Here is a 23816-nt window from a genome sequence, read left to right as displayed (position 1 = left end):
AAGTTGTATGCCAACTTTTCTTTTCCTTGTGGCTAACGGCTTTGATCAGCACAAACAACCCACTAAACTTTCAATTTAGCTACTGAAAGTTTAGTGGGTTGTATTGTGGGTTGATTTTATACGCTCTTACTCACTCAATTGATTTACTGGGTCATACAAAAATAATTGTTCTGGAAATTCGTAAACAAAGATATCCGCAACATTGATTAATTCCTTTTTGGGGACCTCAATTCCGAAAAATTCATTTACAATCGAGTAGTGCTTTTCAAGCAGCTTAATTAAGGAGGAAGTCGCTTGATAATTGGCCTCAGGTATTTCTTGGACACTTGAGTCAACAAGAACCTTTTCAATCATGCAGCCATTATGGAAGATAAACTTCAATAGAAATTCATCCGTAATCTCAATTTTTAGATCCGCAGCAATTACCTCCAAAACCGATTTGAAAAGCAAGAATACTTTTTTGCTGTCCAAGAAAACGAGTATTTTTTTCATACGTTGAATCATCATTGTTTCGAAATAACGGAAATCATCCGTAGGTTCAAAGCTTTCTTGTATCGTTTGCCAGTGTCGTGACATGATCGAAAGTAGTGATTGAACCAACTCTTCTAATGACAGCTTACGGCTAAGGGATAACTTGGCTGCTTCCAGAATTAGCGGTGTACTTGCCATGTCTATAACACGAACGCTCATTCCTAGCTCATCGTTTAACTTTTGCTCGAAGGATTTAATTGACCCCATATCGGCCATGATCAGTACCCCAAGTCCATTGTCTAATTCACGAACCATTTCTTTTGTTCGCTCGTAGGCGTCTTGGACTTTTTCCTCCAGTCTCATATCGATCGCCTTCACACTGGTAATGCCTAAAAGTGAATTCACCGTGTCTGCAATACTAGAAGCGGTGTTCTCCCCATGCATAACCACTAATAAAGAGATATGCGGCCGGTCAGAATATTGAATCAACTGCTTCAATAGCCGATCAACGATTTTAATATCCAACTCCGTTAAGGAAAGTTCTAAACCATTTTTCGTTTGATAAACGATTTGCTTGGTCGCCATGGAAATTTCTCCTGGCTGCTCTAGAAGGTCTTCTATATCCTCCTCTTCAAGGGTTGTCGAGGCATTTTTCCAAACAATCGTTAGATGATAAGCAATTATTTTACAATAAAGCTCCAAATTCTCTTGATCTACAAAGCTAGCTAGAGCTTGCTTCACTGAGTCCAAAATGTCGCCGTCAATAAACATGTTTTTTACTACTGCATCTTTACTCAGGATTTCTTGATTCACTTTTTTCATCATTTTTCCCGTGTATTCGGAAATTACCGCCTGTGCTTCATCCTCATAAGCAGCTACGCTGTTCGCTTTATTCATTAATAAAAAATTCTCTTTAATTCGCTGGTAGACTTCCTGTTCATTTTTCTCGAAGGCAAAAGGCTGTGTGTGTTTCTCTTTCTTGAACAGTAAACTCTCTGGCAAATTATATGCAAGGCTTCGTTGATCCTCAATGCCATCTAAGTGCTGAGCTATATTCATGGGTAGATGACGAATTTCAATCGATACCTCACTGGACCCATTTTTTATAGTATCAACAAAGGCATTGGCACAGGAGAACTGAAAATCACTTTTCAATTGTCCGATATTTCCCTCAAACTGATAATTTAATAATAAACTCAGCACTTCCTGAGTGATTCGAATATCGCGACTGATTCTGCGACTTTCTTCACCAGCAAAGCGTGTAATGAAGGCCATCTTCTCTTCCCAGCTTCTTTGATACAACGGAGGTAAATGAATATGAACAGGTATACGTCTTAAAAAGGTGTTCAGCATCACCTCAGAAGGCTGCTCAGTAGTAGCCATAATCAGACGAACATTCGTCTCATAATCGTTCTCAACTTCTCCTAATTTTCGATAAATACCTTTGTCCATTAAATAAAACAACATTTCTTGTCCTTTGGCACTCAAGCGATGCACTTCATCCAGAAATAGAAAGCCATTGTTCGCTGCTTCAACTAGACCTTTGGTGTCTTCTGCTGCCCCTGTGAAAGAGCCTTTTTTATGACCAAAAAGATGAGATAACAGTAATTGTTGATTATCAGCGAAATCCGCACAGTTAAAGGTAATGAACGGTGCCTTCTCAGGAACTTTCCCCTCATTCAACGCATACAGATACATTTTTTCGGCAAATAAAGATTTTCCTACTCCAGTTTCTCCAGTAATCAAAGTAGTTAATCCATTTACCGGATATAAAATTGCTGCTTGGGCTTTCTTTACTGCTTCTCTCAATGAACCAGTTTCACCAACTAAGTCGAAAAAGCCCGAATCCTGTGTCCGTTTTTCCTTAAATAGAATTTTTTGCAGCTGCTCTAAAGATGAAAATGAACTATCCTCAATCTTAAAATGATAATGATCTTCTAGCGTTTGCTTATCAATAAACAATACGGGTCTTCTATTTATTTTGATAACCCTTTGTTCAGCTACTAAGCGATTCAAATCTTTACTGACATTTGCTCGATCTAAGCCTAATTCGTCCGCAATCTCAGTTGATGTACTCCCTTTGATTTCTATTCCAAATAGAGCCAGCTGCTTACGTGAAGCATCGATTAATTGCTGATGCACAAGATCCATTCTTTTCATTAAAGTCACCACCCTATTCTCATTTTTACGACTTCCCCAAATCGTTTATTCCTATATTCTTTCACCAAGTATATTATCCGAAAAGGGGTTTATCAAGTGGGAGATAAAATAAGAGCTGCGACTTGTTTGAATTCTTTTCCGTTTGAATATGGGTAAATTAATTGATAGATTAGGTGACAGATCGGGAGATTGCATCTTATAACAGAAGCTCTAAAAAAAGCCTCATCAACAGATTTTTGGAGTAATTAGACAGAGCTATTTAGAAGAATCATGTTAAGTCTTGTATTTGCGGATGACTGCAGTACTGCTAAATTACGGGACCCTCAACCACTATGATTTTTTGAGCAGGACAATCAATTTTGACTTCACAACCAATTGGTAAACTGATAATCGGTGCATTATGCCCGAAGTTTAGATTATAAACGATTGGCAGATCAGACAACCCACATTCTTTTTGGATCACTTGGAGTAATGCATCTTTATACTCATGATAATAAAGCTCTCCCATAGGCTTAGCTACTAACACTCCAGAAATCTGATTGAAAATCCCTTGAGCTGCCAGCCCCCTTAATAGAATTGTGAACATCTCAGGATCAAGCTGCATCTCTGAAGTTTCCAGAAAAAGGACTTTTCCCTGCCAATCTCTTGTCTGCGGCCAAATTTTTGTTCCTATCATCATAGGGAAAGTGTCCAGACAGCCGCCAAGAAGCTGACCTATGACTTTTTGTGTTCCTTGTAAGAATTCGTGACCGCGAACTTCTGCTATCATTTTTCGCTTGACAGATTGATTAGCAGGCTCGAACCAGTCTAAAAATTCACTGGTCCATTCAGGACTACTTTCAATTGATAATGGAAAGTTATCTTTTGAAACTAAATCCAAGAAGTAGTTCAAGGTATAGTCATGCATTTCAATATTTTCAGCGAATTCAACCAAAGCACAAGGTCCATAAATAGAAGCAACACCAGCATGATGAAACATAAAATGATTGATGGTGGTATCCGAATATCCAATGAAGAGCTTCGGATACTTACGAATAATGTCGAAATCGATATACGGCAGCAAGCGAATCGTGTCATTACCACCAATCATACAAATAAGCGCATCTATACTGGGGTCCTGAAGTGCCTCCATTAGATCTTCTGCTCGTTTTTCGGGATGATCATGCAGATAATCTGACTGTTGTAAGGCATTAGGCGTCAAAACCACTTGGTATCCTAAGTTCTCTAGTCGTCGTTTTGCCTGTTTCCAGCGATAATCTAGCTGGGCTTCACCAGCTAGTCCAGCAGATAATGAAATGAGTGCAATCGTATCTCCTTGTGAGAGTCTTTTTGGTTTAATCAATTTTTTCCTCCTTTTCCACTATCAATTGTCAGCCATTCGTACTGAAGCCATAATTCCACCTCAGGGAAACAGGGAACACTTTCAGAAGGCTTTTTTGCCAGAATAATATTGATCTGTTTGTCATGGATCAGATTTTGACTGACCGCATAAGCAAGCTCTGAGAAGCTGGCAGCACCAATATAGCCGATTATTCCATTCTTTTCTTTGTTCAATAAGTAAAATATATCTGCTGCTTCGATATTTCTGAAATAATCGGAAAGAATGATTGGATATTCTTCGGTCAAGTTATTACTTAGTTTTGGGTAATCGATAACTTCACAGTCTTTAGATTCAAAGCGGCGGATCAGCTCCCTGTATTCAGTTTGAAAATCTATACTTCCTGAAATAACTACTTTTGGCATCATCGCACTCTTCCCTCTTTATTCGTTTGATTCTATTATACGCCAAAATTCTTTCTGCTGTTTATTCAAACTCATGTGCTGAACGAAATCTAAAAGTGAGCAAACTATCGTTTATAAGATTCACCGAGTGTTCCTTTTCGGTTAAAAAGAACGCCACATGCTTCGATAATTGCGAGCATGTGACGTTCATTCTAACTATAATACGACCTATTTCCCTAGCAGTTTTTTGGTTGATTCAACAATATTTTCCACAGTCAGTCCGTAGATTTCAAAAAGTTCGTCAGGATTTCCTGATTTACCAAAGCTATCTTGAATTCCGATCATGCTCATCTTTTTAGGATTATTTTGAGAAAGCAGTTCACTCACTGCGCTGCCAAGTCCACCAATCACAGTATGCTCTTCCACTGTCACAAAATAGTCTACTTCATTGGCTGTTTCAAGTAACAATGACTGATCCAACGGCTTAATTGTCGGCAAGTTGATCACTTTTACGTTAATGCCTTGTTTTGACAATATTTCTGCAGCTTCTTTTGCTTTTGCTACCATTAAGCCAGTACTTACAATTGCAGCTTCTTTACCTTCTGTGATTACTTCCCCTTTTCCAATTTCAAATTTGTAATCCTCTGAGTGGAGGGTTGGGGTTGCAACTCGACTTAGTCTCAAATAGACAGGGCCATCATGTTCAGCAGCAGCCAAAACTGCTTGTCTGGCTTCGACATCATCGCAGGGATGAATGACCGTCATGTTGGGTAAACTGCGCATAAGTGCAATGTCTTCAATTGACTGATGAGTGCCTCCATCTTCACCAACACTAATGCCCGCGTGTGTTCCTACAACTTTGACATTTACATTGGGATAACAAATAGAATTTCTAATTTGATCAAATGCTCTTCCGGTTGCAAACACCGCAAAGGTACAAGCAAATGGAATTTTCCCGCTTAATGCCAGTCCTGAGGCCATCCCCATCATGTCAGCCTCAGATATGCCTGCGTTAAAGAATCGATCTGGACATTCTTTAGAAAACATGATTGACTTTGTTGCATGGGACAAATCTGCATCTAAAACAACCACCTCTTCATTTGACTTTAATTCTACTAACGCACTTCCAAAGGCCTCTCTAGTGGCTAAATTCATTTTGTTCACCCCTCAGTTCTTTTACAGCTTTTTCACATTCTTCTGCACTGGGCGCAGCACCATGCCATCCCCCATTATTTTCCATGAAGGAGACTCCTTTTCCTTTGACCGTCTTCGCAATAATAGCGGTTGGTTGATTTTTGACTGCTTTGGCCTGATCAATGCTCTTGGAAATCTGATCAAAATCGTGACCGTCAATCTCAAGCACCTTCCAATTAAATGATTGAAATTTTTCCTTGATTGACCTAACCTTCATTACTTCATCATTGGTTCCATCAATTTGCAACCCATTGTGATCGATTATTGCTATCACGTTGTCCAGATTGTAATGAGCAGAGCTCATTGCGGCTTCCCAAATCTGGCCTTCTTGCAATTCACCATCACCAATGAGTGTATAAATTGTATGATCGTCTTGTTTCATTTTTGCTACCAAAGCCATACCATTGGCAATGCTCAGTCCCTGTCCTAACGAACCAGTAGAAGCATCTACTCCAGGTGTTGTTTTGATGTCAGGATGCCCTTGCAGCATCTCTCCTGTTTTCCGTAATTTACTTAATTCTTTTTTGGGGAAAAATCCTGTATTTACCAAAGTCGTATACAGCGCGGGTGCCGCATGACCTTTAGATAACACGCAACGATCACGATTTTCCATAGCTGGCTGGTTCGGATCAATCGTCATCTTTTCATAATAAAGCACCGTTAATACATCAATAATTGACAAAGATCCTCCAGGATGTCCAGATTTTGCTTCAGTAATCATTTGGATGATATCGATTCGAGCAGAAGTTGCAATTTCATTTAGTTTCTCACTTTTCATACAAACGCCTCCATTCTAGCTAACAAAGTGTTTCTATTTATTCAGACAATAAATTCGATCTTGTATATTTTTTTAATCACCCATAAATTGCTTTAATTACATTTAAAATGAGATTGAATAATTACCGAAATAATCTGGAATCAGTGCGGGAAACTACGCATCGCTAATCCCCAAATACACTCACTTAAAACTTAGACATTTTTGGTGATTCTCTTCTACAATTTTTACTACTTCTTCGTACCTTTGGGGGTCGCTGCCAAAACGACCAACAAAAACGCCGTCGATTTCATTATTTTGCACAATAAGCTTGGTATTTTCAGGACTAACAGAACCACCATAAATAATTCTCACTTTTTGTGCTGCTGCATCTCCGAAAAGATCCTGTAAAATATCTCGTATCAGACTCGCTATCTTGTGAATGTGTGGGACATTGGCAGCTTTTGTTTTCCCTACAGTCCACATAGGAGTATAGGCAACGACAATTTTTGGGGCTTGAGATTTATCTACTTCAAAAAGATCATTAAAAAGCTGTCGGTATAATTTGCTTTTGAGTAAATTATAATTCTCTGTCTTACTTTCTTCGCCAACGCAAATTACCAGTTTCAATCCTTTATCTAATGTCAATAAGACTTTTTTGTTAATCAATTCATCACTTTCTTTAAAAATGCTTCTTCGTTCCCAATGACCTAATTCCACATACTCCCCAGCTTCATCAATAAGCGAATCAATCGAGTACTCTCCAGAGAACATACCGTATGCTTCAGGGGCAATATTTTGAGCTCCTAATTTAATAACTGAATATTTAGTAATTTCTGCTACTGAAGTAATCATACCCATAGAAGGGAATAGAACTTTTTCAACACCTTGATCTTCTCCAACTAATTGAACAAGTTTAGCTGCAAATTCTTGGGCTTCTTTTTTTCTATTTTGCCTCATTGCCCAGCTCATTACTACAATTGGTTGTCTTTCTTCCAATTTAAAACACCTCCAATAGTCACTAATGATTCACCAATCAGTTCGTTTGTTGTTCAAACTTTTCCCAATCCTTAATAAAACCCTCAATACCAGAATCCGTTAATGGATGACTCCACAGCTTAGGGAATAGCGTTCCTGGGATGGTTGCAATATGAGAGCCAGCCAAAGCCGCCTTCTCCACATGTTGAATATTTCGAACGCTTGCCGAAATGATTTCACTTTGATAGCCATATAAATCAAGCACTTTTCTCAAGTCATTGATCAATTGAAGACCTTCACCCGAAATGTCTTCAAGCCTGCCTAAGAATGGACTAATATACGTAGCTCCTGCTTTAGCTGCCATTAATCCTTGTGCCACAGAAAAAATTAAGGTCACATTCGTTTTGATTCCTTCTTTAGATAATTGGTTCGCTGCCCTCAAGCCATCTTCTGTCATTGGAATTTTTACAACAACATTTTCAGCCCAACCGGCAATGTCCCGGGCCTCTTTAACCATGCCTTCAGAATCTAAAGCAATAACTTCCGCACTAACTGGACCTGAGACTACACTGCAAATCTCTTTGATCACAGTTTCAAAGTCCTTTCCCTCACGAGCAATGATTGTAGGATTTGTTGTTACACCATCGACTAGTCCTAAATCATTAATTCTTTTGATCTCCTCAATGTTCGCTGTATCTAAGAAAAATTTCATATGATAAAACTCCTATCTATTTTTTTGTGAGAACTCATATACCTTTAAAACATCGGTGATTTCTTCTGTAGTTTTACAATTTACTAAGTCGTTAAATAGCTCTTTGTTGGTAAGACACTTATATATTTGATACAGTAAAAAAACATGACTATCCTTATCGGGAATGCTTAGACAAACGATAAATTTGATTTTAATTTCGCTGCCTTGGAATGAGAGACTTTTTTTCATTCTCAACATACTGACACCCGATTCATTCGCCCCATCTTCGGGTGAAGCATGAGCGATTGCAAATCCAGGCATGAATAGTATGTACGGTCCGTTTTCTTCAACAATATCAATCATATTGTCAATATAGTTTTGATTGATATAGCCTTTATCTTTTAGCAATTCTCCCGATTTTCTAACGGCTTCTTGCCAGGTCTTCGTCTCAACATCAAGCATCATTTGATCATTCTTAAGCTGATCAAAGAAAAAAGGCCCCTTCATGTTACTATATTGCCGATTTAGCTCTTCCAAACCTTCTAATTTGGCATTATTGCTAATAAGCTGCTGGTACCCTTCTACATAATTTTCAATGTTACGATGAAATAAAGCCTTATTTGTCTTTTTATTTATTTGCCGCATACATTTGCGGATTTTTTGCATATCGCTCGATAAAAGCATTTGGTTCACAACAACCACCGGATACTTGCTTTTCTCAATTGGAATTGTGGAAATGACCAAATCAATTCCTTGTTGCGCGTCCAGCTTATAGGCAGGGATCGTATCTTTTATTTCCACATTAAAATAATTCAATAACCTATTCTTTAAAAACATCGAAACACATCGACCGTTTGGACAAACCAAAGCTACCCGAAGTTTCCTGTCGAAATTATCGTGATTTTCCACAATAACAGCCATGTGCATGACAATGTAGGTAATATCATTTTCATTGATTCTTCTGCTCACAATATTTTCAATCGTCTCTATATGATGATTGACTACCTCAAAGATATCTGGATATAGTGCCTTTAATTCTTCACTAATCGGATTTTTTTGCGAAATGTTTCCTTTTTTTATATTTTCAACGGTCGAAATAATGTGTGAGCATAAGACCTCATAGTTTTCGTATTCAATTTCGTCTAGGATATCTAAATCCTTGCAGACTTCCCAAACGAATGAGGATATTTTTATTTGATCTTCTACGTAATAGTGATTTTTCATTTCAAATCCATTATCCGAGCTTAACCATTTAAACATCCCATTCAAATCGTTCATCTCACCGTTAGTCAACCATTTCTTTGTTTGATAAATTTCATCAAAGAAAGCTTTCATGAATACTTGATCTTCATTGCTTTCTAATGGCTCATCAGAAAGTATTTGTCCTGCGGTCATCCTCTCTTTCTTAAAAAGAACACACAGTATGAATGCCCAAAACATATCATCTTTCAGCACAATGTGGTTTTTATCGAAGAAGACAATCAATTTTGATTTTAGTTCTGTTAGGGAATTTTCCGTGAATTTGAAGATAGAGGAAATGATTTCTCTGAATTTCTCATTGAAAGCTACCGATGTTTCCATCAGCTGAACATAAACCAGCTTACGGACTACCTTCTCTTCCCCAATAATTTTATACCCTTTATTTGTTTTTGATTTTAATTCAAGCTGTTCATTTTGTAAGTCTTTTCTCAACTGCTTCAAATCATTTGTTATAGTGTTTCTGCTGACAAAAAGTTTTTTTGCAAGTTCATTGCCGGTTACATAATTCGGGCTGCTTAATATGAAGAGAATTTCAAATATCTGTCGTTCTTCTTTGCTCATTTTGTAAAGGAAGGCATCCGTTTGTTCATTATTTTGCTCTAATTGGCTAAAAAAAAGGGACCAATTTTTCACTACAATAAACGATTTGTCTAACTCAACAACGTCAGATTGCAGTTCCTCATTTATAAATAAGACATCATTTTGCAACGTTCTGAAACTAATGTCGTTTTCTTTTAAAAACAAATCGACATCAACAATTTTATTTTTTTTGAGTTCATCAATTAGACCGCTTTTCCTATTATCCATTATTTTTGTCCCCAATCGTTATTGATGAATTGGCAAGATTAATTAAATTCCTTTTCAATGATCGCTTTCAAAACCGTAGATCCTTTTTCGTTAACATGATTAATCAAGTCAGTATCATTGAATAGACCAATTACTTTTGATAATACTGGTACTTGTTGTTTATTATCCTTAATTGCTAAGTTAAGAATGTAGTTTACTTCTATTTTGGTCGATGAATCTTCCATGCTAACAAAGCTTACTTTGTTTCTTGGTTTTAATAAGCAAATGGCAGACTCATGAACAAAATCAGAATCCGTGTGGGGAATTGCGATGGGGGCTAACGTATTTAGCCCGGTAGGATATTTTTTTTCTCTTTCAATGCATTGATTGCCAAACTCATCGTTTACAAAACCTTCATCATAAAGTTTTTTTGATGTTTTTCTAATTGCATCTTGCCAATTTTCTACTTCTTCATTGATTAATAGAATTTTCATGTGCACTCACTTCCATCATTTTAATTAAGTAAAGGTGATAATACAACTACCACCTTTACTTTCAATTCGCTTACTTCAACGACTGAATAGCCTTCGCCATGTTGTCACCAAAAACAAAACTTCCTGCCACTAAACAATCTGCTCCTGCCTCTTTACACAACATTCCAGTAGTCTGGTTAATTCCTCCATCAACCTGTATAATGTAGCTATATCCATGTTCCAGTCTTTGGTTTTTCAACCAAGCTATTTTTTCAAGGGCCGAATCTTGAAAGGGTTGTCCGCCAAAGCCTGGGACTATTGACATTACTAAAGCAATGTCCACATAAGGAAGAAAAGGTAAGTAATCTGCGGTATCTATTTCGGGACTGATGGTGACTCCAACCTGTTTTCCTCTCGCCTTGATTTTTTTTACCAGCGCCATTGAACGATCGACATCATTCATTGAGTCTAAGTGGAAAGTAATACTATCCGCTCCTGCATCCATGAAGACATCTACAAAATATTCAGGATCAGTGATGACTAAATGAACGTCGATTAACAGATTTGAAACTTTTTTTACAGCTTTTAATACATCTACCCCAAAAGAGATATTTTTTACAAAATTTCCATCGAAAACATCAAAATGGATCCAATCTGCGCCGCCTGCTTCTACTTCTTCTAATTGGCTCTTCAAGTCTCTAAAATCAGCGCTTAATATTGATGGTGCTACTAACATAAATTAACCCTCCTCTTATTTCAGTGCTTTTAATAGGTTTTTTACTGCTGCCATCGAGGTCCTATTGATTGCTTCTTTGCTTAAGGCCCCATTGTGTGGTGTTAAAATCACATTGTCTAACTCCATTAGTTTCTTATCAAAGGTTGGTTCGTCACTATGAACATCTAGAGCTGCCGCAAATACTTTTCCACATTTCAAGTAATCGTATAAAGCCTCATAATCAATTAGACTAGCTCGAGCCGTATTGATAATAACGACATCCTTTTTTAGTTTCTCAAAATTGTCTCTGCTTAGTATAGGCGTCGTTGAATTAGATGGGATATGAAAAGTTATAACGTCAGCAGTCTCGAAAATCTCATTTAGCGAGGCTTTTTTTACTTGAAACTTTTCACAAAATTCTTCATCGTAATATTGATCGAACCCAAGAATATTTAAATCAAATCCTGAAAGTCGTTGGATGACTGTTTTACCGATAGCCCCTAATCCTATAACCCCGACCGTTTTTTCTGCTAGATCTAATCCCATTAATTTTGTCCATTGCCCTTTTTTGGCCTCATTGGCGGAGTAGCATAGACCTTTCAAGGCAGCTAACATGGAAGTGACCGTATATTCCGCAACAGCATTGCTATTAGCACCACTGGTAACGGATACAATTACTCCTTTATTTCTGCAATAATCCAAATCAACGTTGTCTAGTCCAACGCCATATCTGGAGATGACTTTTAGTTTGGGACAATTATCTAAGACATTTTTAGTAATTTTTTCCGTACTCAAGATCAATGCTTCAACATCAGTAAGTGCCTGAATCAATTCTTGTTCTTCCATTTGTCTTCCATAAGAATTAAGACAAACTTCCATTCCTTCTTTTTCAAGCCATTCGATTGGCTCTTTGCTAAATTTACCAAAACTATTTGAAGTAACTAATACTTTTCCCATTCTCTCACCCACTTACCTTTACAGTAATTCATAATGCACTAACATCTCTTTAATTTCCTGATCCAGTTCAGTACTTGGCTCTTGAACAGGTAGTCTTCCAGCTCCAACTCGTGCAATATCTGCAAGTTCAACTGAACGTTTCAATACGGAGGGCATTGTTCCTGCTCTATTTACTTTACTCAAGGTTTGAAGGGACGTTTGCCATTTTTCTGCCTCTACATAGTCTTTGTTCTTCGAAGCTCTGTAAAGTTTAACAAGGTTCGTTGTTAACAAATTGCTTAATCCAGCAATCGCCCCGTCAGCACCTGCCTTCATCCCCTCTAAAATAACCGAATCCGATCCGACTAAAACCGTCATATTATTTTTATTTGCAATTTCAACATAGGCCTTCAAGTTTTCCATGTCTCTGCTGCTATCCTTAACACAGACGATATTCTCAATAGGAGCTAGCTTTGAAACAATACTAGGTGTTAAGGGATTGCCTGTTAATCTTGGAATGTTATACAAAATCACTGAAATATTTACACTTTCAGCGACTGCTTTATAGTGTTCAACTAATTCGTTTTCATTTAGTGTGACAAAATAAGGTGAGATGACCGATATTCCGTCTACTCCGAGTTTTTCCATTTCTTTGGAAAGATAGATTGTTTCTACTGTAGAACAGGTCCCAGTTCCAGCATATACCGGAACTCTTTTATCGGTATATTCTATTACTCTTTCTACAAACTTAATCTTCTCTTGATTCGTTAATACATTAAATTCGCCATTACTACCAAGTGCAAAAATACCATCTACACCTTTTTCAATTAAGTGATCAATCAGCTTTTTGGTCGCCGAGTAGTTGATTTCCTGCGCTTGATTTCGCTTAAATGGGGTAACGATTGGGGTAATTAATCCGTCTATCATTTAATTGCTCCTTTACTTAATCATATTTTGTATAAATGCCAGAATAACTTCTATAAAGTTATTCATACCACCAGCTGTTACTTGAACCCCGTCCTGGATCGCTAGTACTCCAGAGCTTTCAACGAATTGTGTACATAAAGCGGCGGTGTAGTTGAAAGCAAAATAAGTGAAAACCATATAAACGGTCCCGATAATAAGCGAGCGGAAGATATTGCCTCGAGAGACTAAAGTAACGGTTGCCATTGCATAGGTTAAAGAAGAGCCAAAGAATGCTAAGGGGAAAAAGTGATTAAATGGTAAAGCAAAAGCTAGGAATACACTGATAGGAATCATTAATGCTGATACAGTAATAGCCGTTTGGTTACCTACACCCAATGCAATATCTACACCAATGTGAAAATCTGCATCATTTCCAAGTCTTTTAATCATGTAATCACGCGCTGCGGTACTCAAAGGACTGATCCCTTCCATAAACATCTTAACCATTCTCGGTGTCAGTGTAATAACAGCCGCTAATCCAACAGCGACTTGAATCGTTACTGTTAATGATTGTCTGGTAATAATGGAAAGAAATGCTCCCAAAATACAAGCAATAATTGTTGGATCACTTAACCCGCCAAGTTTGTCATTTATAGTGTCATAGGATAGATCAACTTTTTTGACCCCTGGAATTTTATCTAAGATCCAATTGATTGCTACGGCAATAGGTAAAGTAGTTCCCAACTGAAGAATCGTTGTACAGGTAGTCCCTTCCAATCCAAAGTAACTTTGCCATGCAGGTGCGATTTTGTCACCCACGAAACAAACAAGTACTGATAAGAAAAGTCCAAAAATTACACTTACCACGTAATTTGACTTACCTGACATTCCTGCAAAAGTAAGAACAAAGGATAAGACTGCAGCCGATTTAATGAGATGCCAATAATTCCAAATATCTACATTCAACGTCTTTATAAATTTTGTTCTGATTAGAACGAAATTTAACAATAACCCTAGCGGTACAATCAAGCCAGCAAATTTCGTCGCCCACGCAGCTGCGGATAATGTCTCCCATCCAACGTCAACGATTGTAAAACCAGAGCCTTCCTCGGCCGCATAAAAGTTAATAATCGGTTCCAAGGTTGCTACTAAGAAATTCACGACTAATCTCAATCCCTGAAACCCAATACCAACCAATAATCCTGATTTCAATGCCTGCAAAAACTTCATTTTAAAAATTAATCCCATTGCCAAAATCATTAGTGGCAATAGGGCTACTGCTCCTACAGCCAGAATAGATTGAATAATGTGTGTCAGTTGTGCCATTTACAACGCCTCCTTATGTTTTGTTTGCCACATCTTTCAGAAGATTTCCCAGTTGTTCTTTCAACTTATCTGTACCAATTCCAGTAATCAAAGGAGTTACGCTCATATAGGGTTTTCCTAAATCCTTCTCATACCTATTTGTAGATAAGACGACATCTGCATTCTGAGATGAATCTTCAATTGTTTTCATGCTGCATGTCTCAATAGTTGCGTTAACTTCATACGTCTTACATATTTCTGTCACTGCTTGGGAGGCTAAAGTTGATGTGGCAACTCCACTCCCACATGCGATAAGAATGTTGATTTTTCTTGTCATTTATACCAATCCTTTCAAGTTGTTAGCTAGCTATATCTATAGTTTAGCCAATTTAATTAAAAAGAAAATAGCAATTTGTTACCGTTATCATAATAAGATTGTGCTAATCCTACTCATTTCTTCTCTTATGATGCCAACTAGACGTTTAACCATTTAAAAAATCCTTTGCCCTCTTTATAAATTGATTCCTCAATTCTAATTTATTCTAACGAAATCAGACAAACTATTTTTCTCTACCAAATAAAGAATGATTCGTTATGAAACTAGTAAGTAGAAACATCGTTCCATATTTTTCTAGTTTCAGAAAAAATTACCCATCTCAACAAAATGCCTAAATTTAAGACGTCTGCCTCTATGTCGTTTTGATAGATAAAGAATGATCTAAGATCAGTCTATTTAATGCGCCGCCAGCAGCAGCCCTCAACAAAGTATAAAAATCTCTTTACCTGTTAGATGTCGCTCCCACTTATTAAAGTAGAATAAAATGGGCATGTCTCTAAAATCTGCTAAAGATTTTTAGAGACATGCCTATTTTCTATGTAAATGATACTCTTATTCGTAGTATATTGCTCTGCTTAATGTTCTTTAAACCCATCACCAAAGCCTTCTTTGTCTATTTGTTGACAACAGGTATGAAAATGAAGTAGGTCTCTATAATCAACCTAAGTACTAGCTAGTACTGTAAAAAACTGCTTATGACGAATTTTGTACAAGTAAAATATTTTGAAAGAGTTAAGAAATGTTAAGAGAACGAAACGGTTATTGAAATAAGTTGATTGATTGGACAACTTATTTAGTAATACCAATAACTGGAAAAAGACAAGGAGAGGAACAATCTAAGCCTATTCGAAAGATCAAATCAGCTGATTGTTAAACAAAGATAAATAGTACACTTGAACAGATCGTACCTATTAGGAAAGATTTGATACTACCTTGATTCCCCTCCGGTAACTCAAATTTGATAATATTCATTAACATCGCACCAGTAATAAAAGCTTCAATGGAAACTACTACATAATAGGGCAACTGAATGACCAGAGAAAGAAGTGCTCCTATTAAAATGCTTAATGAGAGCACGAAGCGTCCTCTTTGATGGTACATTTTCCCATGATGATGACTCAATGACCAATCATTCATTAAAAAGTGCAGACCAAAGGCCACGAAATACATGAGGATATAAAAATGCTCTGAAAAAGTATTGGCAATCACCAGATAACCAATCATGATATTGTACACTGCGTAGAATGAGATGTCTGACCAAAAATATGCAACTTCCGCACTGGTAAGGTCCCGCTTCTCCACGATATTAAAGTTTCTTTCATCTAACTTGTACACAATATAAGAAACGACAAGTCCCAGCAATACAATGGCATAAATCGCATGAGTATAACGAATTCCAGAATCCCAACCAAATTCGTTCACCAACACTCCTTGGGAATAAGCTAATTGAGGTAACAAATGTATGATTGCATAAGATACACCTACTCCTGCCGCAAAAGACATCATAAATTCCACATTCAGCTCCTCAAATAAAAAAAATTTGGAAGCCAAATGGATAAAGATAAATCTTAGAATGACCAAAAAATTCAATAAATTATCTTCTAACACTGCCATAACACTATAACTCCTCTTTCCTCACCTTACTTTTTATGTTTGTCATTAATTATAAACGTTGAGGTTGTACTACTGTCAATAAATGTGATCAGAAAAGGACATGCTGCGCTATCTAACAACTCTCATAAACTCGGTAATTATTCGACTCATCTCAGTTGGTGATTTTCTTGGTGTTTCTTCACTCCACACTATGGTCAGCTTCCAAAAGCCAGCTAATTTATATGCGAACTCATATTTATGATCATTAATTATTTGCTTAGCTGCTTCTAAGTCATTAGGAACACGACCTACTTTCAAAGCAATCTTTAACACTAAATCAACAATATTTTCTTCTATACAGTATAAAAGCCTGGCTTCTTTCAACAGCAAAAAGACATCGATGTTGGCTTCCCAAAATTCAAAGTAGCATTCCATCATTTCAGCTAGTGATGCTGCCTGTTTTTCCAACAAATTTGCAGTAAAATCATCTATTAACCGCAAACTAATTAACTCAATAACCTCATCTTTTGACTTGAAGTGTCGATAAAAAGTCCTTCTACCTAAGCGAGCCTCATCCGTAATATTTGCAATTGTAATATCTGAATAAGATTTGCTTTTCAATAATCGAATTATTGCTTCCGCAATCCATTCTTTCGTTTCTCCAATTTCCATCACAATACTCCTTTTCCTTACGGCACAAAAAATGAAAAGTGTGCCAATTATTCTCAGGTTGTTGATTAACTAATTTTCGCTTATTATACTTAAGTTAGATAGCTGGCACAAGTGTGTCATAGTTCTAGAATTGGGATAAAACTTATGAATACTTTTTCTGATATCACCGATAAAATCGGCAGCTTCTTAGACACGCATGAATATGAATCGATCAAACTGTCTAATGCTATTTTTACTTATTTACTATGTGGTAAAGGTAATTCAACTTTGGTCTTTTTAGATGGGGAATTGGGCACGTCAGAAATTTGGTTTGAATACATTGACTATTTTGAGAACGACTATCAGGTGTTAACCTTTGTTTTTCCCGCCAATCTAAATACAAATACTAAACAGGTTGTGGCGATTCACGAATTGTTGGAATTCTTAACGATCGAAAAGCCAGTTTTCATCGGTGCTTCATATGGTGCATTATTGGCCCAACTTTTTACTAAACAATTCCCTGAAGAAGTTGGCGGATTGGTTCTAATTTCTGGTGGTGGAATGACAACTGTTACTAAAGTTGAGCTGAAAAAATTGAAGATTCCTTTTCACTTGGCAGTAGTCATAGCCAAAATCTTACCCTTTGGTTTTGTAAGGAAAAGCATTGTCAAAGAATCCATTAAGAATATGACGAACAATGAAAACATAGAAAATCAACAGATAATCGCTGAAACGATGAATACTCTGTATGGTGATCTATCAAAAGAGTCCTTAATCAACATGGGAAATTTGCTCCCTGATATATTCGATAGTACCGTTTGTACTTCGGAAGATTTTGATTCATTGGCTGGGAAAGTTTTACTCATTTTTCCTGAGAAGGATTTCTTTCCTAAAGCCTCTCAAGAATCTTTGTTACAGCTAATGACGAATTCTGAAGTTATTTGGATAAAGGATGGCTCTCACGGTGATCCTATGTTTAGCAAAGAATATATGGAGATAGTCTCGAGATTCTTGAAAAATAGATAGTACCTCATTTTGAATCCCTCTCGTTTTGGTTACTAAAATGATTACTATAAAAAAATACAGAAATATTCTACTTTCTGCTTGACCAACACGTTACGTGTTGGCCTATAGTAAGAATATAAGTTAAATGAAACGAATCAGAATCGTCATTCTTAACATCTAAGAATATGTAGATTATCTCATTGGAAAAATAAAGGAGGAATTATCAATGGCTAGACCAACAACCAAAATCGATTTAATTCAAACAAGTAATGAAACATTCACCAAATTAATGGAGTTACTAAATTCAATACCAGAAGACCAAGTAACCGCTACATTTACTTTTGACACTGGTAAAGAAAAAGGTGCTCACTGGGAGAGAGATAAAAATCTCCGTGATATTTTAGTTCATTTATATGAATGGCACCAGCTGCTAATTGATTGGGTAACTACCAATCTTGCTGGTGAAGAAAAACTGTTCCTAAAGGAAGGATATAACTGGAAAACTTATGGCGCGATGAATGATGAATTCTGGGGGAAACATCAGAATACTTCTTATAAGGATGCGCTGGCTTTACTAAAAGAAAGTCATTCTGCTGTTATCAAGTTAGCTGAACCATTATCAAATGACGAATTGTTTTCTAAAGGAGCATTCACTTGGGTTGGCGGAAGTACTTTAAGCAGCTATTTTGTCTCTAGTACTTCCAGCCATTATCAATGGGCTTTGAAAAAAACCAGAAAATTTAAAAAATCCTTACAGACTTAACTGAGGACAGCTTCATATGCTATACTGCTAATACCTTGGCAGGGGCAATTCGTATTGCTGCGGCATCGAGCGCTACATTGGCTCGATGCCTTTTTTGAAATTTAGTTCGTCTTCTTTTGAAAAATCAGTATGAATCACACAAAAAACTAAGATAGTCCACCCTCTCAGCTGATTTTACTAAAATTTTACTCAGGAAGTTTAATCACAAACTGCTTCTCATAATTATCTGCTCCCTGACTCAATTCAATCGTGAATCCGTGCTTTTCAATTATTGTCTTTGTAATTGCTAAACCTAATCCACTTCCATTAAAATTACGTTCAGTTTCATTCTCGCTGACGAAGGGTTCGAATAGACGCTCGCGTTTCGTTTCTGGGATAGGTATGCCATTATCTCCAAAAATAATTTTTGTTCTGCGACCTAACTGTTGAATCACAATCGTCAGTTCTGTTTGCGGCGGATTGTGTTTGCATGCGTTAATAATTAGGTTGGAAAAAACCCGTTTCATTTCAGTTTTGTCAATTGCATAATACAATGGTTCCTCTGGTAGTTCTAAATTCAATTTGATCTCATGCTGCTCTATTAGATCATAATTATCTGCTGCTGCCTCTTTTAAAAGATAGTTAATGTCTTGCTGTTGTTTTTTCAATTCATAATCGGCTGAATTTAACTTAGTGTAGCGAAACATCAAATCCAGTAATTCATTTGCAGCTACTGATTTTTGATAAATAATCGCTGAGACTTCCTTCTTTTCTTCCATTTCTACAATATCTTCGCTTAATGCTTTAGAAAAGCCAGTAATGCTGGTTAGCGGAGTCTTTAGGTCATGAGCAATATTGGCAAAAAGGATGCTTTGTTCTTTTGCCAGCTGCTGACTCGTTTGGGCAATTCTCTGATCCAAGCTGCGATAAAATAAGTAAGAAAAAATTGCGACTGCTGAAAACTGCAGACAAACACAGATCGCCATCAGCGGCAGCTCATATTTATAAGGAAACAGTAGGGTAATGCCTTCACTAAATAGCTCTTCTAGCAAAGAAACGGTGATAGAAAGACCGAAGAAATAAAGGACAAAAGCTTTTAATATGGCTCGCTTAAGTTCTTCCATTAGCTACCTCCAGTCGATAGCCTAGTCCACGAATTGTTCGAATTCGTTCGTTGCCAATTTTTTCTCTCAATTTACTCATCATAACACGAACATTATTATAGCCGGTGAGTGAATCTTGCCAGCCATGTTCATAAATTTGTTCTTTGGTAAACACGCGACCAGGCTGTTCCATCATTAGCTTAAGCACCCTGAATTCAATGGCTGTCAGTTCAATTGATTCTCCCAAGACGGTTGCTATACAAGAATGCGTATTTAAATTCAAATCTCCAACTGCTAATAAGGAGTGAGGGTTTTCCTTTGATACTCCCAACTCATGATAACGACGCAGCAAAGACTTTACTCGCGCAATTGCTTCGTGAGGATCAAATGGCTTAATTAAATAATCATCTGCTCCTAACTCTAAGCCAAAAATTCGGTCAGATGCTTCAACTCTAGCAGAAATAACCAAAATCGGAATATTGCTCTCTTTTCTAATTGTGCGAATCAATTCAAAGCCGTCAATCTTCGGCATCATTACATCAACAATCATCAAATCTATTTTATTCTTACTAAATATCTCTAAGGCTTCCTGACCATCGTAAGCCTCAAGAAGCTCCAGCTCTTCACTTTTTAGATACATCTTCAGCAGTTTTACGATTTCCTTTTCATCATCTACATGTAAAATCGTGTACTTCATTTCCCCGTCTTCCCCTTTCATATCCCTTTTTAAAGTTTATCATAGAGAAGGTGAAAGCCCGTAGCCTTTTTTACATTTCTGTTTTTATAACTGTATCATTAACTAGTTCCATTCGTCGTTCCAATTCTTTTCTAGTGAATTTACCAAGATAAAGCTCATCAACCAACTGACCATCACCAACAAACAAAACTCGTTCACTTTGAGCGGCGACTTTTGCATCATGAGTAACTACAATGATTGTTGTTCCTTCTTCATTAATCTTAAGCAAAATATCTAAAATTTCTTGAGCCGCCTTTGAATTTAATGCTCCTGTTGGCTCATCCCCGAAAACAATTCTTGGGTTTCCCATTAATGCGCGACAGATTCCTGCTCGCTGCAGCTGTCCACCAGAAACCTGATTGATTTTACGATCCCTTAATTCATCAATTCCGACTTTTTCCATCAAATCTTCTGCTCGATTAACCAACTCATTCATTCCCGCATTCTTATCCTTCATACTAGGAAGAATAATGTTGTCGATAATTGACAAGTTCTTCAAAAAAGTGGGTTGCTGAAAAATAAAACCCATCTTCTCTCTACGTAAATCAGCCAAAGTCGCCTCTCTCATTGTATCAATAGGTTCTTGATCGAAGACAACCTTTCCAGAATCAATGTTGTCCATTCCACTAATAGCGTACATTAACGTTGATTTTCCTGATCCAGAAGGCCCCATAATGGCGACGAACTGTTCTTCCTCAATTTGAATATCTAAATTATTGAGAATTTGTACCTTTTCTTGTCCTTTACCAAAACTTTTTACAATATTTTTTCCTTCAACTATTGTTTTCATTTTTCTCACCTTAATCTTTCAAATTCTCGGCAATCTCGATATTGCCGGTTCGTTTCGTTACCGCTCCGGTTGCTAAAATAGTAGTTAAAATCATTAGCAACGGGCAACCTAGATAAATCAATAAATTGCCGCTGAATCGGACAGAGGTTAATCCCATGAAAGAAACCAGTACTGCTGCTAACTCTTTACCAATAGTCATTGCCAACAAGGTCCCGGTAAATAAACCGATCAGCAAGATTACAATGCTTCGTGCTAGATACTGTCGAGCTAAATCTTGGTTGGTAAAACCTAATGCTTTCAAGGTAGCAATTTCTCTCTTATCCTTAGTCATCAACAGTTTCATAAACAAAGAAGTGATTAGTCCAGTAATCAAAACGGCTGTAATAGTTGCTCCAATAGCTGCTAAAAAAATAGAGCGTATGCTAGGTCCTAATGTTTGTTCCTTATAGTCGGCCACACTGTTCACCTTTGCAAAAGGCAGCTTCTTCTTGTACAAATCAGCCTTTTTTTCAACAGCAACGGTGGGCTTTAATTGAACAAAAATATTCGTCCACATTTTTTCAGTGTTTCCATCCTTAAAAGAGGCCTTCGCTGTTCTCCCACCATTAAATGCATTGGTGTAGGTCCCACAAACAGTCAGTTTTTTCGCTTTGCCATTTTGTAAAATAGTAAGTGTATCGCCAACTTTCTTACCATATTCTTCTGCATTGATTGTTGAAAGAGCGATATCATTTGCCGTTTTTGGTGCTTCACCAGTCGTGTAGTCTACAGTAAATTTCTGATGATTGCCTAATTCGATGCGCAACACCCCTTCAGCATTTGCTTCATTTACGGCAAAGCTTTTTGTGACCATTTTATTATAATCGGCAACCTCTTGGTCCTTTTCTAAAAACTGTTCAATTGCTTTTTCCTGTTCTAAGCTATTTGGTGAATCATAAAGACTAGTTATCACATTTACTTCTTCACTATAACCAATAAATTTAATAAACGAATCATCTACAATTGTTCGGTAAGCCATCCAAGGTACAATCATGATAAACGATGAGATGATAAAAACCAGCAGCATTGTTAAATACACTTTTTTCCGATTGATAATGTCGATAATTGCTAAGCGTGTGTTTAGTGAAAGGACCACTATTTTTCTTATATTGAACCAGGAGTGATTGGAATTTTTTTCATCCGTTCCGTTGAATCGAATTGCTTCAACCGCTGAAATTTTCTTGAAGCGGTTAAGTAACAAGGAGACATACAGAATCAACACCAGCATCACAATAAGAACACCAACTATCGAAAGAAGCTTACTCAGCTGTTCATTGCTGCTTTCACCGAAATTCAGCTTAATGTTTTCCAACAATTTGGTGCTAATTGGAAGCGAAATTATATAACCTAGTAAGCTGCCGATGACTGAAATGGCCACGTATTTAGCAACATAAATTTTCTTGATCTCTTTTACTTGCATCCCAATGGCTTTCATTACACCAATTTCTTGGTAATCTGCTTCAATTTTCGCCAGCAGAGTGAAGCGTATACACATAAAAGTCATCAGAACAACCAACAAACTTACTAATAATAGAATTGCTATCAGCATACCATCAGAAATTGCACTTGCCAGTCGAAACAAGTGATGGGTAACCGTGGGACCGTTCATCTCTAAACCTGCTTTTTCATAAGACGATTGAAAATCATTCAGTTTTGATAAATCTTTTAAACGAAACTGAATCAAATGCTCAGGAGTACCAGAAGACACTAACGCATCAAAGTCTTGTTGATGAACCAAAAATCGCTTTGATCCCGTCATTGGTGAATTCATCTCGCCATCTCTGACGAAACCATTTACTTTAAATTTCCTACCTGCGATGGTTACTTTGTCACCAATTTTTGCTATTCCACTCTTTTTTAAAGATATAGGAACGTACAACTCGCCAGGCTTTGGTTTAATTGGTTGATTAGTTAAATCCAACAAATAATCTAACTGTCTGTTTTGAGTTGCCAAGCCATTATCAACGACACTGTCGGAAAAATTGTAATCCCCTATCTGAATTTTTGACCCTTCGACATTCAAAAAGATTGAATCCTCATAGCGATCAATGTTCTCGTTATTTTCGACAAACTGTTTCATTCTTTCCTCATCGAGATCGCCAGCGTGCATTTGCAAATAATGAGCCACCTCAGATTTTTCCAACAAGGTATCAATGGACCCTAGCAAATTGATGCTCAAAATTGTTGCTAAAGCAACTAATAAAGCTGCTACTGTGACGAATGTAGTTGTAGTTATCGTGATTAGTTTGCTTTGCCTTACATCGTTACGTATAATTCTAAAATACATCTTGCTCACTCCTAACTCCTTTGTAATAAGAACTATCTATAATGATCCAGATAAACTTCCTTTTAATTCTTTGCTGATGCTGTAAAAAATTTATCAGGATTTATATAAACTATAACTAATCAAGGTTGCTGGAATGTACACGAAGTATTAACTGAATATTAAAAGTAAAAAAAGACATCAGA

General features: G+C 37.0%; 22 protein-coding genes. 2 read left to right on the top strand and 20 right to left on the bottom strand.

Annotated elements, in window-relative coordinates; genetic code table 11:
- Positions 1-126: 126 nt before the first annotated feature.
- From IGI46_RS12630 to IGI46_RS12555, 16 genes are all read right to left on the bottom strand, one after another.
- Entirely contained in the window at positions 127-2631 is a 2505-nt protein-coding gene (locus IGI46_RS12630; RefSeq protein ID WP_429963461.1) for a sigma 54-interacting transcriptional regulator, read from the bottom strand.
- 307 nt (positions 2632-2938) lie between these two features.
- Positions 2939-3973, bottom strand: coding sequence for a S66 family peptidase (locus IGI46_RS12625; protein WP_429963460.1), 1035 nt, complete (start codon positions 3971-3973; stop codon positions 2939-2941).
- Entirely contained in the window at positions 3970-4377 is a 408-nt protein-coding gene (locus IGI46_RS12620; protein WP_429963459.1) for a hypothetical protein, read from the bottom strand. The genes IGI46_RS12625 and IGI46_RS12620 overlap by 4 nt, the downstream gene beginning before the upstream one ends.
- Before the next feature lie 204 nt (positions 4378-4581).
- Positions 4582-5508 (bottom strand): transketolase family protein, encoded by a 927-nt coding sequence (locus IGI46_RS12615; protein WP_429973536.1) that lies wholly within the window; start codon positions 5506-5508, stop codon positions 4582-4584.
- Complete coding sequence (locus IGI46_RS12610; protein ID WP_429963457.1) at positions 5492-6325, bottom strand: transketolase; 834 nt, start codon at positions 6323-6325, stop codon at positions 5492-5494. The genes IGI46_RS12615 and IGI46_RS12610 overlap by 17 nt, the downstream gene beginning before the upstream one ends.
- Before the next feature lie 180 nt (positions 6326-6505).
- Positions 6506-7300: a triose-phosphate isomerase family protein gene (locus tag IGI46_RS12605; RefSeq protein WP_429963456.1), complete on the bottom strand. Its 795-nt coding sequence runs from the start codon at positions 7298-7300 to the stop codon at positions 6506-6508.
- A gap of 37 nt (positions 7301-7337) precedes the next feature.
- On the bottom strand, positions 7338-7991 hold the full coding sequence (gene fsa, locus IGI46_RS12600; protein WP_429963455.1) for a fructose-6-phosphate aldolase: 654 nt from the start codon (positions 7989-7991) through the stop codon (positions 7338-7340).
- A 12-nt stretch (positions 7992-8003) separates the two neighbouring features.
- Positions 8004-10037 (bottom strand): BglG family transcription antiterminator, encoded by a 2034-nt coding sequence (locus tag IGI46_RS12595; RefSeq protein ID WP_429973535.1) that lies wholly within the window; start codon positions 10035-10037, stop codon positions 8004-8006.
- Positions 10038-10075: 38 nt separating this feature from the next.
- On the bottom strand, positions 10076-10510 hold the full coding sequence (locus tag IGI46_RS12590) for a PTS sugar transporter subunit IIA (protein WP_429963453.1): 435 nt from the start codon (positions 10508-10510) through the stop codon (positions 10076-10078).
- 70 nt (positions 10511-10580) lie between these two features.
- Positions 10581-11225: a ribulose-phosphate 3-epimerase gene (rpe, locus tag IGI46_RS12585; protein WP_429963452.1), complete on the bottom strand. Its 645-nt coding sequence runs from the start codon at positions 11223-11225 to the stop codon at positions 10581-10583.
- Between the two features lie 15 nt (positions 11226-11240).
- Positions 11241-12161 (bottom strand): phosphoglycerate dehydrogenase, encoded by a 921-nt coding sequence (locus tag IGI46_RS12580; protein WP_429963451.1) that lies wholly within the window; start codon positions 12159-12161, stop codon positions 11241-11243.
- An 18-nt stretch (positions 12162-12179) separates the two neighbouring features.
- Complete coding sequence (gene dapA, locus IGI46_RS12575; RefSeq protein ID WP_429963450.1) at positions 12180-13067, bottom strand: 4-hydroxy-tetrahydrodipicolinate synthase; 888 nt, start codon at positions 13065-13067, stop codon at positions 12180-12182.
- Positions 13068-13079: 12 nt separating this feature from the next.
- Positions 13080-14372 (bottom strand): PTS transporter subunit IIC, encoded by a 1293-nt coding sequence (locus IGI46_RS12570; protein WP_429963449.1) that lies wholly within the window; start codon positions 14370-14372, stop codon positions 13080-13082.
- 13 nt (positions 14373-14385) lie between these two features.
- A complete protein-coding gene (locus IGI46_RS12565) occupies positions 14386-14688 on the bottom strand; it encodes a PTS sugar transporter subunit IIB (RefSeq protein ID WP_429973534.1) in 303 nt (100 codons plus the stop codon).
- A gap of 870 nt (positions 14689-15558) precedes the next feature.
- Positions 15559-16302: a hypothetical protein gene (locus tag IGI46_RS12560; RefSeq protein WP_429973533.1), complete on the bottom strand. Its 744-nt coding sequence runs from the start codon at positions 16300-16302 to the stop codon at positions 15559-15561.
- A 108-nt stretch (positions 16303-16410) separates the two neighbouring features.
- Positions 16411-16953, bottom strand: a complete 543-nt coding sequence (locus tag IGI46_RS12555; RefSeq protein ID WP_429963446.1) for a TetR/AcrR family transcriptional regulator — start codon at positions 16951-16953, stop codon at positions 16411-16413.
- Positions 16954-17097: 144 nt separating this feature from the next.
- Here IGI46_RS12555 and IGI46_RS12550 point away from each other — a divergent pair, with 144 nt between their 5' ends.
- Together IGI46_RS12550 and IGI46_RS12545 are read left to right on the top strand one after the other, a co-directional pair.
- Positions 17098-17958, top strand: coding sequence for an alpha/beta fold hydrolase (locus tag IGI46_RS12550; RefSeq protein ID WP_429973532.1), 861 nt, complete (start codon positions 17098-17100; stop codon positions 17956-17958).
- Positions 17959-18163: 205 nt separating this feature from the next.
- The gene (locus tag IGI46_RS12545) at positions 18164-18700 is read left to right on the top strand and encodes a ClbS/DfsB family four-helix bundle protein (protein ID WP_429973531.1); all 537 of its coding nucleotides are present in this window, start codon (positions 18164-18166) and stop codon (positions 18698-18700) included.
- A 185-nt stretch (positions 18701-18885) separates the two neighbouring features.
- Here the strand turns inward: IGI46_RS12545 and IGI46_RS12540 are convergent, their stop codons facing one another.
- The 4 genes from IGI46_RS12540 to IGI46_RS12525 form a co-directional block, all read right to left on the bottom strand.
- The gene (locus IGI46_RS12540; protein WP_429963443.1) at positions 18886-19803 is read right to left on the bottom strand and encodes a sensor histidine kinase; all 918 of its coding nucleotides are present in this window, start codon (positions 19801-19803) and stop codon (positions 18886-18888) included.
- Positions 19790-20479, bottom strand: a complete 690-nt coding sequence (locus IGI46_RS12535) for a response regulator transcription factor (RefSeq protein ID WP_429963442.1) — start codon at positions 20477-20479, stop codon at positions 19790-19792. The genes IGI46_RS12540 and IGI46_RS12535 overlap by 14 nt, the downstream gene beginning before the upstream one ends.
- Positions 20480-20549: 70 nt before the next feature.
- A complete protein-coding gene (locus IGI46_RS12530; RefSeq protein WP_429963441.1) occupies positions 20550-21308 on the bottom strand; it encodes an ABC transporter ATP-binding protein in 759 nt (252 codons plus the stop codon).
- Between the two features lie 10 nt (positions 21309-21318).
- On the bottom strand, positions 21319-23634 hold the full coding sequence (locus IGI46_RS12525) for an ABC transporter permease (RefSeq protein WP_429973530.1): 2316 nt from the start codon (positions 23632-23634) through the stop codon (positions 21319-21321).
- Between the last annotated feature and the right edge of the window lie 182 nt (positions 23635-23816).

Source organism: Enterococcus sp. AZ163 (assembly GCF_050498925.1).
Classification (GTDB): domain Bacteria; phylum Bacillota; class Bacilli; order Lactobacillales; family Enterococcaceae; genus Enterococcus_A; species Enterococcus_A ferrettii.
The sequence above is the reverse complement of the archived record's forward strand: the minus strand, read 5'-3'. Positions and strand labels throughout refer to the sequence as shown.

Coding starts and splice junctions, on each gene's coding strand:
- IGI46_RS12580 (WP_429963451.1), bottom strand. CDS start 12,161: ATGGGAAAAGTATTAGTTACTTCAAATAGTTTTGGTAAATTTAGCAAA.
- IGI46_RS12630 (WP_429963461.1), bottom strand. CDS start 2,631: ATGAAAAGAATGGATCTTGTGCATCAGCAATTAATCGATGCTTCACGT.
- IGI46_RS12555 (WP_429963446.1), bottom strand. CDS start 16,953: ATGGAAATTGGAGAAACGAAAGAATGGATTGCGGAAGCAATAATTCGA.
- IGI46_RS12620 (WP_429963459.1), bottom strand. CDS start 4,377: ATGATGCCAAAAGTAGTTATTTCAGGAAGTATAGATTTTCAAACTGAA.
- IGI46_RS12535 (WP_429963442.1), bottom strand. CDS start 20,479: ATGAAGTACACGATTTTACATGTAGATGATGAAAAGGAAATCGTAAAA.
- rpe (WP_429963452.1), bottom strand. CDS start 11,225: ATGTTAGTAGCACCATCAATATTAAGCGCTGATTTTAGAGACTTGAAG.
- IGI46_RS12595 (WP_429973535.1), bottom strand. CDS start 10,037: ATGGATAATAGGAAAAGCGGTCTAATTGATGAACTCAAAAAAAATAAA.
- IGI46_RS12525 (WP_429973530.1), bottom strand. CDS start 23,634: ATGTATTTTAGAATTATACGTAACGATGTAAGGCAAAGCAAACTAATC.
- IGI46_RS12550 (WP_429973532.1), top strand. CDS start 17,098: ATGAATACTTTTTCTGATATCACCGATAAAATCGGCAGCTTCTTAGAC.
- IGI46_RS12540 (WP_429963443.1), bottom strand. CDS start 19,803: ATGGAAGAACTTAAGCGAGCCATATTAAAAGCTTTTGTCCTTTATTTC.
- IGI46_RS12545 (WP_429973531.1), top strand. CDS start 18,164: ATGGCTAGACCAACAACCAAAATCGATTTAATTCAAACAAGTAATGAA.
- IGI46_RS12615 (WP_429973536.1), bottom strand. CDS start 5,508: ATGAATTTAGCCACTAGAGAGGCCTTTGGAAGTGCGTTAGTAGAATTA.
- IGI46_RS12570 (WP_429963449.1), bottom strand. CDS start 14,372: ATGGCACAACTGACACACATTATTCAATCTATTCTGGCTGTAGGAGCA.
- IGI46_RS12530 (WP_429963441.1), bottom strand. CDS start 21,308: ATGAAAACAATAGTTGAAGGAAAAAATATTGTAAAAAGTTTTGGTAAA.
- IGI46_RS12610 (WP_429963457.1), bottom strand. CDS start 6,325: ATGAAAAGTGAGAAACTAAATGAAATTGCAACTTCTGCTCGAATCGAT.
- fsa (WP_429963455.1), bottom strand. CDS start 7,991: ATGAAATTTTTCTTAGATACAGCGAACATTGAGGAGATCAAAAGAATT.
- IGI46_RS12565 (WP_429973534.1), bottom strand. CDS start 14,688: ATGACAAGAAAAATCAACATTCTTATCGCATGTGGGAGTGGAGTTGCC.
- dapA (WP_429963450.1), bottom strand. CDS start 13,067: ATGATAGACGGATTAATTACCCCAATCGTTACCCCATTTAAGCGAAAT.
- IGI46_RS12590 (WP_429963453.1), bottom strand. CDS start 10,510: ATGAAAATTCTATTAATCAATGAAGAAGTAGAAAATTGGCAAGATGCA.
- IGI46_RS12560 (WP_429973533.1), bottom strand. CDS start 16,302: ATGGCAGTGTTAGAAGATAATTTATTGAATTTTTTGGTCATTCTAAGA.